The 17,040-nt window shown below is 37.6% G+C and carries 15 protein-coding genes; 13 read left to right on the top strand and 2 right to left on the bottom strand.

Annotated elements, in window-relative coordinates; all coding sequences use genetic code 11:
• Window position 1: 1 nt before the first annotated feature.
• The 8 genes from NAT51_RS00915 (at window position 2) to NAT51_RS00880 (ending at window position 8,513) form a co-directional block, all read left to right on the top strand.
• On the top strand, window positions 2-1,516 hold the full coding sequence (locus NAT51_RS00915; RefSeq protein WP_250594146.1) for an AAA family ATPase: 1,515 nt from the start codon (window positions 2-4) through the stop codon (window positions 1,514-1,516).
• Between the two features lie 2 nt (window positions 1,517-1,518).
• Window positions 1,519-1,989, top strand: coding sequence for a hypothetical protein (locus tag NAT51_RS00910; RefSeq protein WP_250594144.1), 471 nt, complete (start codon window positions 1,519-1,521; stop codon window positions 1,987-1,989).
• 25 nt (window positions 1,990-2,014) lie between these two features.
• A complete protein-coding gene (locus NAT51_RS00905; protein WP_250594141.1) occupies window positions 2,015-3,463 on the top strand; it encodes a lipopolysaccharide biosynthesis protein in 1,449 nt (482 codons plus the stop codon).
• 163 nt (window positions 3,464-3,626) lie between these two features.
• Window positions 3,627-4,061: a dUTP diphosphatase gene (dut, locus tag NAT51_RS00900; RefSeq protein WP_250594139.1), complete on the top strand. Its 435-nt coding sequence runs from the start codon at window positions 3,627-3,629 to the stop codon at window positions 4,059-4,061.
• 78 nt (window positions 4,062-4,139) lie between these two features.
• Entirely contained in the window at window positions 4,140-5,153 is a 1,014-nt protein-coding gene (locus tag NAT51_RS00895) for a sugar phosphate nucleotidyltransferase (protein ID WP_250594137.1), read from the top strand.
• On the top strand, window positions 5,154-6,500 hold the full coding sequence (locus NAT51_RS00890; protein WP_250594135.1) for a tetratricopeptide repeat protein: 1,347 nt from the start codon (window positions 5,154-5,156) through the stop codon (window positions 6,498-6,500). It begins immediately after the preceding gene.
• Between the two features lie 4 nt (window positions 6,501-6,504).
• Window positions 6,505-7,284: a DUF4292 domain-containing protein gene (locus NAT51_RS00885; RefSeq protein WP_250594133.1), complete on the top strand. Its 780-nt coding sequence runs from the start codon at window positions 6,505-6,507 to the stop codon at window positions 7,282-7,284.
• A gap of 14 nt (window positions 7,285-7,298) precedes the next feature.
• A complete protein-coding gene (locus NAT51_RS00880; protein ID WP_250594131.1) occupies window positions 7,299-8,513 on the top strand; it encodes a murein hydrolase activator EnvC family protein in 1,215 nt (404 codons plus the stop codon).
• Window positions 8,514-8,549: 36 nt separating this feature from the next.
• On the opposite strand, the gene NAT51_RS00875 is transcribed toward NAT51_RS00880, so the two are convergent.
• Both NAT51_RS00875 and NAT51_RS00870 read right to left on the bottom strand, forming a co-directional pair.
• Window positions 8,550-9,062, bottom strand: coding sequence for an acyl-CoA thioesterase (locus tag NAT51_RS00875; protein ID WP_250594129.1), 513 nt, complete (start codon window positions 9,060-9,062; stop codon window positions 8,550-8,552).
• 79 nt (window positions 9,063-9,141) lie between these two features.
• Complete coding sequence (locus tag NAT51_RS00870; protein ID WP_250594127.1) at window positions 9,142-10,077, bottom strand: HU domain-containing protein; 936 nt, start codon at window positions 10,075-10,077, stop codon at window positions 9,142-9,144.
• Window positions 10,078-10,177: 100 nt separating this feature from the next.
• On the opposite strand from NAT51_RS00870, the gene dprA reads away from it, so the two are divergent.
• The 5 genes from dprA (at window position 10,178) to NAT51_RS00845 (ending at window position 16,994) form a co-directional block, all read left to right on the top strand.
• Window positions 10,178-11,281, top strand: coding sequence for a DNA-processing protein DprA (gene dprA / locus NAT51_RS00865; RefSeq protein ID WP_250594125.1), 1,104 nt, complete (start codon window positions 10,178-10,180; stop codon window positions 11,279-11,281).
• A 74-nt stretch (window positions 11,282-11,355) separates the two neighbouring features.
• Window positions 11,356-12,723 (top strand): oxygen-dependent tRNA uridine(34) hydroxylase TrhO, encoded by a 1,368-nt coding sequence (gene trhO, locus NAT51_RS00860; protein WP_250594123.1) that lies wholly within the window; start codon window positions 11,356-11,358, stop codon window positions 12,721-12,723.
• A gap of 162 nt (window positions 12,724-12,885) precedes the next feature.
• Window positions 12,886-14,181: a PSP1 domain-containing protein gene (locus NAT51_RS00855; protein ID WP_250594121.1), complete on the top strand. Its 1,296-nt coding sequence runs from the start codon at window positions 12,886-12,888 to the stop codon at window positions 14,179-14,181.
• Window positions 14,156-14,656 carry a gliding motility lipoprotein GldH gene (locus tag NAT51_RS00850; protein ID WP_250594119.1) on the top strand — a complete coding sequence of 167 codons (501 nt, stop codon included), beginning with the start codon at window positions 14,156-14,158 and terminating at the stop codon, window positions 14,654-14,656. The genes NAT51_RS00855 and NAT51_RS00850 overlap by 26 nt, the downstream gene beginning before the upstream one ends.
• Window position 14,657: 1 nt before the next feature.
• Window positions 14,658-16,994 carry a penicillin-binding protein 1A gene (locus NAT51_RS00845; protein WP_250594117.1) on the top strand — a complete coding sequence of 779 codons (2,337 nt, stop codon included), beginning with the start codon at window positions 14,658-14,660 and terminating at the stop codon, window positions 16,992-16,994.
• Window positions 16,995-17,040 lie beyond the last annotated feature (46 nt).

Raw genomic sequence — 17,040 nt, 5'->3', positions numbered from 1 at the left:
TTTGAAAAACCAAAACCCAATAACATTTTTACAGGAATATCTGCTTTCGCTTAAAAACAATATCGAAGGGCAGGCTGATGGTGTGCAGATGATTATTAAGAAAGAAGATATTATAGCCTTAAAAGAATCTTCGGCAAAACTGCTTTCTTTCTGTAAAGAACTCAATAATGATGAACAATTTGTTCAGTACAGTAATGCTTTGGTTAATAAAGATGCAACCCAAAAAGGACTATACAAAGCCGAACATTTTTTCCTTTCAGACATTGTAGTGTTAATTGAAAGTAAGAAGGAACTGACCGAAAAACAATGGTTCGCTTTGGCCTACTATTACGATGTCTTGCGCAATGAAAAATTTGTTGATGAAACGGCAATCAATACTTTGAACCGATTGGCTGCTTCACCGGATTTTAAACAGAATGTCCAAAAATTATTGTTGGGAAGTAAAATTGCAGCTAATCAAGATGGAGCGCAGTATTTTGTTGTTGAAACATTAATCGATACAAAGAATGCAAAATTAGATGAAGCCAAAAAGCATTTTGAAAACGTATGCTTGAATGTATTGGGATCTTCTCCTGAAATTCAAACGGAAATAAAAAAAATATTGGATACCCAACAACCAAAACAGCCGGTAAATACAGCTATAAGTCTTCCCCCCGAAAATGATACGCTAGAAAAAGTCATGGCCGAACTGGAGACATTGATTGGTTTGGATGATGTTAAAAACGACATCAAAGAACTAATCAATTTATTGGAAATCCAGAAGAAAAGAAACCAGGAAGGACTGCAAAATATTGACATTGCCTTGCATACGGTTTTTTTGGGACCTCCGGGAACAGGTAAAACAACTGTGGCGCGTTTATTGAGCCGGATATTTAAATTATTGGGCTTTTTATCGGCCGGACAATTGTATGAAACCGACAGAGAAGGATTGATCGCCGGTTATGTGGGCCAAACGGCAATCAAAACCGATAAGGTTGTCGATGAAAGTATCGGAGGCGTTTTATTTATTGATGAAGCCTACTCATTGAACCAAAATGCCATGGGTAGCGATTATGGTGCCGAAGCCGTGAACACCATTTTAAAACGGATGGAAGATAACCGTGATAATTTGGCGGTAGTTGTGGCAGGATATACCGAACCGATGCAGCTCTTCATCGAATCCAATCCGGGTTTACGTTCAAGATTTAACCGTTACTTCCATTTTGACCATTTTAAACCGAAAGAGTTGTACGCCATATTTGAAGCATCATGTAAACGATTGGATTTTGTATTAACCGAAGATGCCATAGATAAACTACAGGAAACGTTCGAATTGTTGTACGAGAAAAAAGATGAAGGTTTCGGAAATGCACGTGTGGTTAGGAATTTATTCGAAAAATGCGTCCAGAACCAAGCAAACAGAGTCATTGAAATCAAAGTCATTACCCGTGATGTATTACGCGCTTTAACCGAAGAAGATATTCCCGAACCGAAAGAAACCGTTCAGGATGTATTTTATTTTTCTAAAGAAGAATAGTTATGAAGATGCTGCGCTTATTTCTGATTTTGATTTTCTCTTTGGGTTGCAGCCCAAAACTGCCAACGCAGGAAACCGTAAAATTTCCGGTAAAAATCATAGAAGTATATTATCAGAAATGGGTGGCCGGTGTCCAAGGCGGTGGCTCCGGGATTAATTTTCACATGGAATTTTCGGAAGAATTACCAAAAGATATCGTTTTAAACCAATTGTATTTTAGGGAAAGAAAAGATTCGGTGCGCATGATTGATAAAAAAAATTATGAGGTAGCTTTACTGGGAACCATCAATTGGAAACAGGAAAATGATGCGGATGATGCTGTTAAAACCAAAACTATGAAAGCACCAATCAGCATTTCTGAAAATGAAGCCGTTTTGGAATTTACCCAAAACGGAAAACGAAAACTCTTTAAAATCAAAAGCATTACCGAAAAAGAAATGCTGGCTTATCCTTCGGCACGACCAAGAAATTAATTATTTTTGTTGAAAATAAATTACTTTGAGCGTATATAAAAGCCTTTTCAAACAGACTTTGATTTATGGTTTGGCAACCGTATTGCCGAGAATGATTAGCTTCATGCTTAATCCGTTGTATGTACATGCTTTACCAAAAGTCGAGTTTGCGGACGTTTCCATTATATTTGCCTACCTTGTTTTCTTCAACGTAGTTCTCTCATACGGAATGGAAACCGCTTTTTTCCGTTTCTACAACCTTGAGGAAGATAAAAAAAATGTTATTTCCACATCGACGGTTTCCCTTTTTTGGTCGTCACTTATTTTCCTTTTTGCGACCTTACTTTACAGACAAACCATCGCGCATTGGATTGGTGTAAAAACAGAATACATCACGTACACCATTTGGATTTTAGTTTTGGATGCTTTGGTCATCATTCCGTTTTCAAAACTAAGGGCCGAAAGCAAACCCATGAAATATGCGGTAATCAAAATCGCAAATGTGGGAATCAATTTCGGACTTAACATCTTCTTTTTGTTGATTTTGCCAAAGTTGTCAAAAGAAAATTTCCTGAGCACGATTTACTTCGAAAATTTTCAGGTGGGGTATATTTTTGTTTCCAATTTACTGGCCAGTTTATTCACGTTCATTGTGGTTTCCAAAAACTACTTTACCATCAGCTGGCACTTCGATACCCAGTTATGGAAAAGGATGATGCGTTACGGATTACCCATTCTGGTGGCCGGAATCGGTTTTGCCATCAACGAGCATTTCGATAAAATTTTATTAGAAAAATTACATGTGCCCAAAGCTGACATCGGAGCATACTCAGCGTGCTATAAATTAGGGATGTTCATGGTATTGTTCCGTACCGCTTATACATTGGGGATCGAACCTTTCTTTTTCAGTCATGCCGATAAAGAAAATGCTTCCCAGACTTACGCAACCATCACGAAATATTTTGTCATTTCAGGTTCATTCATCCTGCTTTTTGTAATCGTCTTTATCGATTTGCTTAAAATTTTATTGGTACCCAATAGTAACTATTGGGACGCAATGAATGTCGTGCCTTTAATCATTGTGGCCAATTTCTTTCTGGGTATTTATACCAATCTTTCGGTATGGTATAAATTAATTGATAAGACACATATCGGCGCTATTATTTCCATCATTGGAGCAGTATTGACATTGGTTCTGAACTTTTGGCTGGTTCCAAAATACAGCTATTTCGGATCGGCAATAGCTACAATTGCAGCCTACGGAAGTATGATGTTTATTTCGTATTACCTTGGCCAAAAAAAATATCCAATTCCATACGACAAGCAAAAAATCGGAGGTTATTTAGGGTTATCCACCCTTCTTTCCGCCTTGTCATTTTATATTCCAAAACTGCGTGAAAGTTATGTCTTCGGGATATTTGCTTTAGTAGTTTTTGGTTATTATATTTATCGGAACGAAAAAGAAACCATTTTAAAAATCATAAAGCGAAAATAATTTCCGGGAGCTGATCGCGCTGTCCGCTGCAAGCTTTTTCACCCATGTCTGTTTTTCAGTCATTCTGTAAAGAGCTTCCGTTGGTCGCTTTTCCGGACTGTGAAAAACAAGACATCCGTTTCAAAAGGCTTTCCGCTGCCATCGCGGCTAAAAAAGAGAAAACATGCAAGTAAGAATTATCAATAAATCACAACATCCACTGCCCAATTATGAAACCATCGCTTCGGCCGGAATGGATTTAAGGGCAAATATTGACAATCCCATCACACTTAAACCACTGGAACGTGCGTTAGTGAAAACAGGATTGTTCATTGAACTTCCCATTGGTTATGAAGCACAGGTCCGTCCCCGTAGCGGACTCGCATTCAAAAAAGGAATTACCGTATTGAATTCACCTGGAACTGTCGATGCAGATTATCGTGGGGAAATCGGGGTAATTTTAGTAAATTTATCAAACGAAGCCTTTGTGATTGAAAACGGCGAACGAATCGCGCAATTGGTTATCGCAAAACACGAACGCGCCGAATGGGTTGAAGTTTCTGAATTAACTGAAACCTCTCGTGGGGAAGGTGGTTTCGGGAGTACAGGTGTAAAATAGAAAAATTCAATAATTAAAAAGATCCATAGTTGAAGATTGTAGTCTTCATTATCATAATCTTTCAATTTTAATACATATATGAGAATAATTGTTCCAATGGCAGGTCGTGGTTCACGCCTTCGCCCACATACATTAACAGTTCCAAAACCGTTAATCCCAATCGCAGGAAAACCCATTGTTCACCGTTTGGTAGAAGATATTGCCAAGGTAATCAATCATAAAATTGATGAAATTGCTTTTATCATCCACAAAGACTTTGGTGATAAAGTACCACAGGAATTAATTGAGATTGCAGAAAAACTGGGAGCAAAAGGAAGTATTTACTACCAGAACGAACCTTTGGGGACGGCACATGCCATTCTTTGTGCAAAGGAATCGATGGAAGGCCCGATTGTAGTGGCGTATGCCGACACACTTTTCAGAGCCGATTTTACGTTAGATACTTCAGCAGACAGTGTAATCTGGGTAAAACAGGTTGATGATCCGAGTGCTTTCGGTGTTGTACAATTGAATGCAAATAATGAAATTGTTGATTTTGTCGAAAAACCAAAAGAGTTTGTTTCTGATTTGGCAATCATCGGAATTTATTATTTCAAATCGGGTGAAACCTTAAGAGGAGAATTGGAATACCTGTTGGATAACAATGTTGTGAAAGGCGGCGAATACCAATTAACAGACGGTTTGGAAAACATGAAACAAAAAGGCATGAAATTTGTGCCTGGTAAAGTTGATGAGTGGATGGATTGCGGAAACAAAAATGTAACCGTTGAAACCAATTCACGCATGCTGAATTTCCTTCACAAAGATGCTGAGGAAAATTTAGTTGCCAATAATGTACGAATTGAAAACTCAACCATCATCCCGCCTTGTTATATTGGAGAAGATGTAATTTTGATTAATTCAACGGTTGGACCGAATGTGTCACTTGGAAAAGCATCCCATCTGACTAATGTAAAAATTGAGAACAGTTTGGTTCAAACGCATGCTCATATCCGCAACGCAAACCTGGATAATGCCATGATTGGGAACCATACAACGTTTGACGGGACTTTTAAAAGTATCAGTATAGGAGATTATTCAGTATTGGAATAGATGAAAAAATTTGTGCCAAAAAGTAAATTTTTAGTCGTTGGAATGCTTTGCGTTTCCAGCTTAGCTTTGGCACAAACTGAACCGGATGATATCGCTTTGGCTGAAGATGATTTTCAGGAAGCTTATTATGAATCGCTCAAACAGAAAGGTATTGAGAATTACGACAAAGCCATTGTGTCCCTTGAAAAATGCCTTAGACTTCAGCCGGGAAATGCGGTGATTTACCATGAATTGGGTAAAAATTATTTTTTCCAGAAGAATTACATCGAAGCCGAAAATATGCTCACCAAGGCGACCCAATTGGAACCCGGGAACAAATGGTACTGGATCGATTTGTACGAGGTGTACTATGAAACCAAAAACTTCAATCAAGGAATTTTGACACTTCAGAAAATAATTCCGTTGGATAAAAATTACAAAGAAGATTTATTGGCGTTGTATATGTACACGCGTCAGTATGATAAAGCTTTGGTATTGTTAAATGAATTGGATGATCTATATGGTAAAACAGAAGTAAGGGACCGTTACCGTTTGGATATCAATACACAGGCAGGGAATAATTCGGTCGGTAAAAATGATTTGGAAAAAGCCATCGAGCTAAATCCTTTAATCGAAGAGAATTATATTTCATTGATCTATAAGTATTCGGATAATAATCAGGAAGAGAAAGCAAAACAGGTAGCCCTGAAAATGGAACAGAATATCCCAAATTCAGAATGGGCACAGGTTTTTCTTTTCAAATACCATATTAATGACAACAAAGGGAATGAAGCTTTGAGTTCTTTGGAAAAAGTGTTGAACGGAAGAAAAATTGACAAGAAAATCAAATTCAGAATGTTTAATGAATTCCTGATTTTCACGGTTAAAAATCCTTCGTTTGAAGAACACTTGAAAAAAGTAATCACTTATTTTGAAAGTGATCCCGAAGTAAATGTTTACAAAGAGTTGGGAAAATTTTATTATAAAAGAAAAAATTGGAATCAGGCAATTCAATCCTTGGAAAAATCATTTGCAACTAATAATAATGATTTGGAAACCAATATTTTCCTAATGGCTTCCTATGAAGAGGTTCTTAATTTTGATGCCATGCTTAAAAAAGCATCCGAATTAGTTGATACGTATCCCAATCAACCTGAATACTATTATTTTGCCGGTAAAGCTTCCCTGAAACTTAAAAATTTCAAAAAAGCGACTGATTTTTTGGAAACAGGCATAGATTATGTAGTAGACAATACAGCTCTCGAAGCAGATTTTTGTCTGGCCTTGGCCGAAGCCTTTAAAAACTCCGGCAATGCTACGAAAGGTGCAGAATATGAAACGAGGGCAAACAATCTTAAAAAGAAATAAAATAATGCAAAAAATAATTCCAGTACTGCTTTTGGTTTTAGTGGTTTCCTGCAAACCCAAACAAAAGTTAATTGCGCCAGAAGAAGTCACAGTTAGTGCTTCAAATGAAACGGTTAAAAACATTATCGCAAACCATTATGCAGTAAACCGTAATTTCAAAACGGCTTTTATCAATGCCAATGTGAATTATGTGAGTCCGAAGCAATCATTGAACGTTGCGGCCGATATCCGCATCAAAAAAGATGAAATGATTTTGGTTACCGTAAAGTTTTTCGGGATTACCGGAGCAAAGGCTTTGATTACACCCACACAGGTAAAGTATTACGAAAAAGGAAACAGAACCTATTTTGAAGGCGATTATAAAATGTTAAGCCAATGGTTGGGTACCGATCTGGATTATCAAAAAGTACAAAACATGCTTATCGGACAGGCGATAGACGATTTGTCAAAATCAAAATACGATGTGCTTCAGGAAGATGATGCTCCGCGTTTGGAAGAAATCACAACCGCTAATTTCCTGAAATCGTTCGTGTTTTATCCCGAAACTTTCAATATTAAGAAACAGGAAATCAAACAACTTTCTCCGGAACGTAAAATGTTAGTAAATTATTCTAACTATAAATCGTATGAGGAAAGTGTTTTACCGCAAGAAGTTACTATTTTTGCGATACAGAACAATCAAACTACCTCTATCGCTGTCGAATATAAGGATGCAAAATTCAACGAAGATTTAAATTTTGTATATAGTGTTCCCAGTGGTTATGAACAGGTAATTATCAAATAGTCAAATCAACACGGATGTCAAAATATATTGTTTTCCTTTTCACATTGTTTACCGTAACTTCTTCTTTTGCACAGGAAGAAGACAGACAACGCAAACTTGAAGAGCAAAAAGCCAGACTACAGGAAGAAATACGCCAACAGGAAAAATTACTTCAAACTCAGAAAAAGAAAGAAAAGTCGGCTGTAAAAGTGGTTGAACAGCAGAATGTGAAAATCGGTTTACAACAAAAACTGATCAATACTACTGAAAAACAAAAAAAGGTTTTGGGAAACAGTATGTACATCAATCAAATTAAGGTTAACAAGCTTAAAAAAGAATTGGTTTTGCTGAAAGAAGATTATGCACGCAATATTGTGAAATCATATAAAAGCCGTTCGGAGCAAAGCAAGGCAATGTTTATCTTGTCGTCTGATAATTTTCTTCAGGCTTACAAGCGCTTTCAGTATATGAAGCAATATTCCAGTTTCCGAAAAGTACAGGGAGAGGAAATCAAGAGTAAAACCAATGAACTTGAAACGTATAATAACAAACTTTCGGTTCAGAAAAAAGAAAAGGAAAAGTTGATTGCTGAGAGCGAAGAGGAGAAGCAGGAGCTTGTGAAGCAGCGTCAGGAACAGCAAAAAGAGCTTAATTCCATCAAAAAAGATAAGAATAAGATTATTGCTGATATCCGTAAAAAGCAAAAAGAAGCAAAAGCAATTGAGCGTCAAATTGAACGTTTAATTCGAGAAGCGATTGCGGCTGCAAATAAAAAAGCGGGTAATACAACAAATACGACAACTTTCGTATTAACACCGGAAGCAAAAGAGTTGGCAAATGATTTTAAAGCTAACCGAGGCCGTTTACCGTGGCCGGTCGAAAAAGGAGCACTGACAAAACGTTTCGGACGTCAGCCACACCCACTTGAGCCTTCGATTATGATTGAAAGCAGTGGAATTGAAGTTTCTTCAGAACGCGGTGCAAAAGCACGTGCCGTTTTTAATGGAGAAGTGAGTGATGTACAAATGGCTCCTAACGGAACCGCAACCATCATGATCCGTCATGGGGATTATACGACGACCTATTCAAATATTGGTAAAGTTTTCGTGAGCAAAGGAAGTAAGGTAACAACAAAACAGGCTTTAGGAGAAATTTTCTTTAACCAGTCGGCTGGTAAGTCAGTTTTGAAATTCTTGATTTTCCAGAATACAACTAAATTAAATCCACAATCCTGGATCATTAATATGTAAAAAAAGTCCCTCGAGAGGGACTTTTTTTTATGTTGTTTACGAAGTAAACAATGCTTTTAATTCGGTAGCTTCATCCGGTTTCATTTTTCCGGCCAATACCAAACTCAATTGTTTTCTTCGAAGCGCTGCGTCAAAGCGTGCTTTTTCTTCATCGGTTTGTGGAACGATTTGTGGAACTTCCACCGGACGTCCGGTTTCGTCTACGGCAACAAAAGTATAAATGGCTTCGTTAGCTTTGGTTTTTGATCCTGACTCACGGTCTTCAATCCATACATCAATATAAATTTCCATTGACGATTTGAAACTTCTGGATACTTTAGCTTCAACAGTTACAACACTTCCTAGAGGAATGGCCCGGTTAAAAGCAACGTGATTCACCGAAGCCGTTACAGTAATTCTGCGTGAATGACGACGTGCGGCAATACTGGCAGCTCTGTCCATACGGGCCAGTAGTTCACCACCGAACAAATTGTTTAATGGGTTTGTTTCACTTGGTAAAACCAAATCGGTTAAAACCGTTAAGGATTCTGAGGGAAATTTAGTTTGCATGTTAATTTTTTATAAAGATAATAGTTATGGTGTTTCGATAATAAAAAAGCCTTTCAGAGTATGAAAGGCTTTGAGTATATTATTTTTCCTGCAGGAGAATCCAAGCGTCTTTGTTTTCTTTACCCTGAATTTTTAATAATGCTTCGTCAGCCTCGGCTTGAGTTGAATACGTTCCGTAAAGAACCGAAAATAAATCATCTCCGTTCCGTTCTAAAACAGAAGCCTGATAGCCCTTCTGAATTAGTATATTCATTGCATTTTCAGCATTTTTCTTATTTCTGAACGAACCTGAAACCACATGGAAATCATAATTCAGATTAGGATTTACAACGGCTTGATCAATTGGATTACTAATAAAGAATGTAGCTTCCTGGATTTTATGTTGTACTTCTTTCTGAACTTCAGTCTGAACCAATAAAGTTTCGGCTTTTTCCTGTTGGCCGATGTAAGTAGCATATCCAAATCCTGAACCGCCTAAAGAAAGAATAAACATTGCTGCATATCTTAAATATGGACGGGTAATTTTTCTCTCCTGGATTAATTCAATCGTAGGCTTTTCTTCAACGGAAGCATCTACTAATTTCTTTAATTCTTCACGTTTAACAGCCGGTGAAACAAAAGAACTCAGTCCGAAAGCATCTGTCAGATAGTTTACATGGCTCGAAGCTTCAAATACCATATTGTTTTCGGCATTTAATTTTAAAAGACCAATGCCTTTAAAAATTAAATAGTCACGGTTGCTTAGTTTTGATTTCCAATCCGCAACTTCAGTTTCAATTATGTTTAAAGCTTCTGAATAAGTTAGTTTTTCAACTTGTGAGATATGGTTTGCCAGTAAGCCGTCATTATTTTTAATATTCGCATTAAAAGCGATTACTTTTTTTGGAGGAAAGAAGGTATGGTTGCTTTCCTGTATACCGGCAGAAATTGTTTCGGTTAAAAAAGCACCAAAACCCGGAACCGTCACACATTGGTAACGGTACAGTAACTGAGAAATATGCTGTGGTACATTCATAGCAACAAAAATAAAGAATACAAGGCGAAATAAAAATTTTATCAACAAATGTTATTAACAATTTAAATTTCGCGTAATTTGCCACTCTATTTTATACGCCATGTTACAACAAGATTTATTACACACCTTAGCACTGCTAAAAGTTGAGGGGATTGGAGATGTTACTGCTAAAAAACTACTGACTCACCTGGGTTCGCCCGAAGAAATATTCAAAGCCAAACCATCCCAATTGGCAAAAATTGACGGAATAGGTTCAGCAACCCTGAAAAACCTAAAAGACAAAGAAGTTTTCAAATTTGCCGAGAACGAAATCAAATTTATCCAACAACAAAACATCCAAACGCTTTATTATCAGGATGCTTTATATCCAGAGAAGCTAAAGCAATGCTATGACGCCCCGGTTTTATTGTTCACATCGGGAGATATTAATCTGGACAACCGCAAAATAATCAGTATAGTGGGCACGAGGCAGGTTACTCCATACGGAATAGATTTCTGTAAGAACTTTATCGCTGATCTGGCTTTCCTCAACCCTATTATTGTAAGTGGCTTTGCTTATGGTGTCGATATCGTAGCCCATCAATCTGCGATGGAAAATAATTTGCAAACGATTGGGGTTCTGGCACACGGACTCAATCAGATTTATCCTAAAAACCATAAGAAATACATGGTGAAAATGGAACAAAATGGTGGTTTTATGACTGAATTCTGGAGTATATCCAATCCTGACCGGGAGAATTTTGTGAAACGGAACCGTATCGTCGCAGGTATGTCTGAAGCTACCGTGGTTATTGAGAGTGCCGAAAAAGGCGGTTCGCTGCTAACCGCTAATATGGCAAATGAATACGACCGGGATGTTTTTGCGGTACCCGGAAGAATTACAGATAAATACAGTCAGGGTTGCAACTGGCTTGTTAAAATGAACAAAGCCCAAACCCTTACAAATGCAAGTGATTTGATTTATCATTTGAATTGGGACATAAAGAACTCATCAAAGAGAGCTATTCAAAAACAATTATTTGTGACGCTTGATGATCAGGAGCAGTTGGTTTATGATTACCTGCAAAAAAAGGGGAAAGATCATTTGGATATTATTGCTCTTCACACAGAATTACCGGTTTTTAAGTTATCATCCGTTTTGCTTGGCATGGAGTTGAAAGGAGTGGTCAGGCCTTTGCCGGGTAAAGATTTTGAAATTATCTAAAAAGCAATACCTTTGCACCGGAATCCTTCCATTTAGGGTTCTTATTTATTAATTTCTCACTTAACGTTTATAGCATGCAACTGTATAACACTTTAAGCGCAGAAGAAAGAAAAGAACTGATCGATCAGGCAGGTCAACAACGCCTTACATTGTCTTTCTATGCGTACGCACACATCGAAGATCCTCAAAAATTCAGAGACGATTTATTTATACAATGGAATAAGCTTGATGCTTTAGGCCGTACTTATGTGGCCAAAGAAGGGATCAATGCCCAAATGTCGGTTCCTGCCGAAAACTTTGAAGCGTTCCGTGAAACTTTGGAAGCATATGATTTCATGAAAGGTATCCGATTGAATGTTGCAGTGGAACATGATGATCATTCCTTTTTGAAGTTGACGGTTAAGGTTCGCCACAAAATTGTTGCTGATGGATTAAATGATGATACTTTTGATGTCACTAATATAGGGGTTCATTTAAATGCGAAAGATTTCAATACGATTTTAGATGATCCTAATACGATAATAGTCGATTTCAGGAATCATTACGAAAGTGAAGTGGGCCGTTTCAAAGGGGCCATAACACCTGATGTTGAAACTTTCCGTGAATCATTACCGATCATCAACGATCAATTAAAAAATTTTAAAGAAGATAAAAACCTGGTAATGTATTGCACCGGAGGTATCCGGTGTGAAAAAGCTTCGGCTTATTTCAAGCATCAAGGTTTTAAGAATGTATACCAATTAGAAGGAGGTATCATTAATTATGCGAAGCAAATCAAAGAAGAAGGACTGGAAAGCAAATTCATTGGTAAAAACTTCGTATTCGACCACCGTTTAGGTGAAAGAATTACGGATGACATCATTGCACAATGTCACCAATGCGGAAAACCTTGTGATACCCATACAAATTGTGCGAACGACGGTTGTCATTTGTTATTCATCCAATGTGATGAATGTGCAGAAAAAATGGAAAACTGCTGTTCGTCAGAATGTCTTGAAACTACGCATCTGTCACTGGCTGAACAAGTAAAAAGAAGAAGAGGAATCCAGGTTGGAAATAAAATTTTCAGAAAAGGAAAATCGGATTCATTGGTGTTTAAAAAATCAGGGGAACCGGATGCCGTTTCTTTGGCCAAAGCAACCGGTGAAGAAAAACCAAGAAATATCCGTCAGAAACTGAAAATCAAGAAAACCATTTTGGGCAAAGCAGAACATTATTATGTAAAAGCAGGCGTAGCCCAGTTTTTGATCACTAACGGAGAAGTAAAAAAAGGAGACAAGATTATCATTTCCGGACCTACTACCGGTAATCAGGAAATGGAAATTGGTGAAATGCGTGTGAATGGTAGTTCGGATGCTGTTGGTAAGGCAGGTGATAAGGTAACTTTTAACGTGCCTTTCAGAGTTCGTTTGTCAGATAAACTATTCAAAATCACCGAATAAATTTTCAAAATAAACAGATTTTAAATCCCGGATTCCAAAATGAAAAAATTGGTATTTGGGATTTCTTTTTTGGAACTTAAAATATGTATCTTTACCCTCAGTAAGTAATTTGGCAATAGTAGTTTCGTTACAAAAACGGAATGACCAATATATATAGAAATTATGGCATGTAATAGTTGTTCAACCTCTACTGGCGGAGCGCCAAAGGGGTGTAAAAATAATGGTACCTGCGGCACCGATAGCTGCAATAAATTGACTGTTTTTGACTGGTTGGCAAACATGAGTTTGCCGGGCGGACAGGAAGTTTTTGACTGTATTGAAGTCCGTTTTAAAAATGGACGTAAAGAATTCTTCAGGAATTCAGAAAAGCTGACTTTAAGTATCGGTGATATTGTAGCAACCGAATCTTCTCCGGGGCATGATGTAGGAATTGTGACGTTAACCGGCGAATTGGTTAAGGTTCAAATGAAGAAGAAAGGAGTTAATCATCAAGGAGAAGTTCCGAAAGTTTATCGAAAAGCATCACAAAAAGATATCGACATCTGGAGCGAAGCACGTGACAGGGAAGAACCTATGAAGGTACGTGCCCGTGAATTGGCGATTGCTTTGAAACTGGAAATGAAAATTTCAGATATTGAATTCCAGGGCGACGCATCCAAAGCTACTTTCTATTACACGGCAAATGACCGTGTCGATTTCCGCCAATTGATTAAAGACTACGCTGGCGAATTCAAAATCCGTATTGAAATGAAACAGGTTGGTTTCCGTCAGGAAGCATCACGTTTGGGCGGTGTTGGATCTTGTGGGCGTGAACTGTGTTGTTCGACTTGGTTAACTGATTTCAGAAGCGTAAATACTTCAGCTGCACGTTATCAACAATTATCACTGAATCCTCAAAAACTTGCCGGTCAGTGTGGTAAACTGAAGTGTTGTTTGAATTATGAATTGGATACTTACATGGATGCTTTAAAAGATTTACCCGATATGGAGACCAAACTTTATACGGATAAAGGAGAAGCGGTATGTCAGAAAATAGATATTTTTAAAGGGTTGATGTGGTTTTCATACACCGATAATTTTTCACAATGGCATGTTTTAAAAGCAGAGCATGTAAAAGAAATTATTAAGTTGAATAAACAGAAAACAAAAGTTTCTGCGTTAGAAGATTATGCAATTGAGGCTGGTAAACCTGAAGTTGAAAAAACATTCCAGAATGCAATGGGTCAGGATAGTTTAACCCGTTTCGACCAACCTAAAAAGAAAAACAATAAAAAACGCCGTCCTCAACAACAAAACCAAGGTCAGGCTCAAGGCCAAAAGCAATCTCAGGCTCAAAACCAGGCTCAAGGCCAAAACCAAAGTAAAAATAAAGAGCCAAAACCGGCTGGAGGTGAAAAAAAGGAAAACAAACCAAACCGCTCTAAGTTTAGAAATGACAAGAAAGATACTAAAAAATAGTCTGTTGTTTTTTTTCTCCGCACTGTTACTGGTGTCGTGTGATGAAACACAAATTTACGATGAATACCATACTATTGATAACGGTTGGAATCGTGACAGTGTAGTAACATTCAATTTTGACCGGACGGCATCAAAAGATCCGGTTAATTTATTTATTAATGTACGGAATAACGATGATTACGAATTCAGTAACCTGTTTCTGATTGTTAAAATGGAAGAACCAAAAGGAAAAATCAAGGTGGATACACTTGAATACCAAATGGCAAATCCCGACGGAACATTAATGGGAGAAGGATGGTCAGATATTAAGGAAAGCAAACTTTGGTATCATGAGAATTTTACTTTTCCTGAAAACGGAAAATACAAAGTATCCATACAACAGGCCGTAAGACAAACCGGAAAAGTAAAAGGAGTTGAAGTGTTAAACGGAATTACGGAAATAGGCTTCAGAATTGAATCAACAGAAAAAAAATAAGATGGCAAATCAAAAATTAAATACTAAAAAACCGGATTATTCACCGTATGTGAAAAAATTCTGGAAGTTCTTCTTCATGGGATTTGGAGGAGTTTTATTATTCTTTCTTTTTGCTTCGTGGGGACTTTTTGGATCGATGCCATCATTTGAGGAGCTGGAAAATCCGGAATCAAATTTGGCTACCGAAATTATCTCTTCTGACGGAGTGGTAATTGGTAAATTTTTTAACGAAAACAGAACACCGGTTAAATATGAAGATTTGCCCAAACATTTGGTAAATGCTTTGGTAGCTACAGAAGATGAACGTTTTTATGACCATTCCGGAATAGACGGAAGAGGAACAATGAGAGCGGTCTTAAGTGCAGGTACCAGTGGTGGGGCGAGTACGTTGACGCAACAGTTGGCTAAACTTTTATTCCATGGTGAAGGTTCCCGTTTTTTACCATTCCGTATTATTCAAAAAGCAAAGGAATGGATTATTGCTATCCGCTTGGAACGTCAATACACTAAAAATGAAATTATTGCCATGTATTTGAACAAAGCCGATTTTATTAATACGGCAGTTGGAATACGTTCGGCGGCAAAAGTTTACTTTGCCAAAGAGCCTAAAAATTTAACAGTGGCTGAAGCAGCCATGTTGGTAGGAATGTTGAAAAACCCATCATTGTTTAATCCGTTGAAACGTGAAGAAATGGTGAAAGACAGACGTAATGTGGTGTTGAAGCAAATGGAAAAGAATAAATTCTTAACCACTTCACAAAAAGAAAACTTCCAGGCAAAACCGATCAACTTAACATTTACACCTGAAAAATATAACGAAGGGACTGCAACTTATTTTAGGGAATACCTTCGTGATTACATGAAAAAATGGGTATTGGAAAATAAAAAAGAAGACGGTTCAGATTATAATATCTATTCTGACGGATTAAAAATTTATACAACCATTGATTCGAGAATGCAAGTATATGCCGAAGAAGCATCAAAAGAGCATTTGGCAAACCTTCAGCAGGAATTCTTCATAGAGATGAAGAAAAACAAAACTGCCCCTTTCGTGAATATCCAGGAAGCTGATATCGATAAAATCATGGAGCGTTCTATGCGCAATACAGAGCGTTGGAGAATTTTATCTGAAAATGGAAAAGATGAGGATGAAATCAAAAAATCGTTTTACATTAAAACTAAAATGACGGTTTTTAGCTGGAAAGGCGACAGGGATACCATCATGACACCTTATGATTCCATCCGTTATTACAAACATTTTCTTCAACCGGGATTAATGGCTATGGAACCGCAAACCGGTTTTGTGAAGGCTTGGGTGGGAGGTATCGATTACCGTTATTTCCAATATGACCACGTTGGTTTGGGAGCACGTCAGGTAGGATCAACATTCAAACCGTTTGTATATGCTACGGCTATTGAACAATTAGGAATGTCACCTTGTGATACCATTGTCGATGGACCTTTCATGATCCGTAAAGGGAGACATAATGTTACAGAAGATTGGGAGCCAAGAAACTCTGATCACAAGTATCGCGGTATGATGACCCTTAAAAAAGCATTGGCTAACTCAGTGAATACGGTTTCTGCTAAATTAATCGACCGTACCGGACCAGATGCAGTAATTGACTTAGTAAAAAAACTAGGTGTTGAATCTGATATTCCGTCACAACCTTCAATTGCTTTGGGAGCTGTTGATATGACAGTCAGGGATTTAGTGGCTGCGTTCAGCTCTTTTGCTAATCAGGGAATTTATTTAAAACCACAGGTAATTACTAAAATAGAAGATAAAAACGGAAACGTGATTTTTGAACCGAAACTGGAATCAAAAGATGTATTGAGCAAAGATGTTGCTTATGCTGTTATCAAATTAATGGAAGGAGTTACTGAATCTGGTTCAGGTGGACGTTTAAGAACCCAAGGCGGAGGTTGGAAATTTGAAAGAGTGACTGGATATCCGTATATGTTTGAAAATCCTATTGCAGGAAAAACGGGAACTACACAAAACCAGTCGGATGGTTGGTTTGTGGGAATGGTGCCTAATCTGGCTACAGGAGTTTGGGTAGGTAATGAGGATCGTTCAGCCCACTTTAGAACATTGGCTTCCGGTCAAGGCGCAACAATGGCATTGCCAATCTGGGCATTGTTCATGAAAAAATGTTATGCAGATCCTACTTTAAATGTTTCTAAAGAGGCATTTGAAAAACCTAAAGACCTATCTATAAAAGTAGATTGTTATACAGCTCCTGAAAGAAGAATAGAAAACGATTCTATTTCAAGAGATTCAACAGCCGTAAAACCAGAAGAAGAAAACAACACAGACGAATTTAAAATAAATTAAATTGTATTTGAAGCTTTTCCAGCTGTTGTAGGCTGTATCTCTTATT

This window comes from Flavobacterium amniphilum (assembly GCF_023634845.1).
In the GTDB taxonomy this organism is placed as follows: domain Bacteria; phylum Bacteroidota; class Bacteroidia; order Flavobacteriales; family Flavobacteriaceae; genus Flavobacterium; species Flavobacterium amniphilum.
Note: the sequence above shows the minus strand (reverse complement) of the source record. Positions and strands in the feature narration are given on the sequence as shown.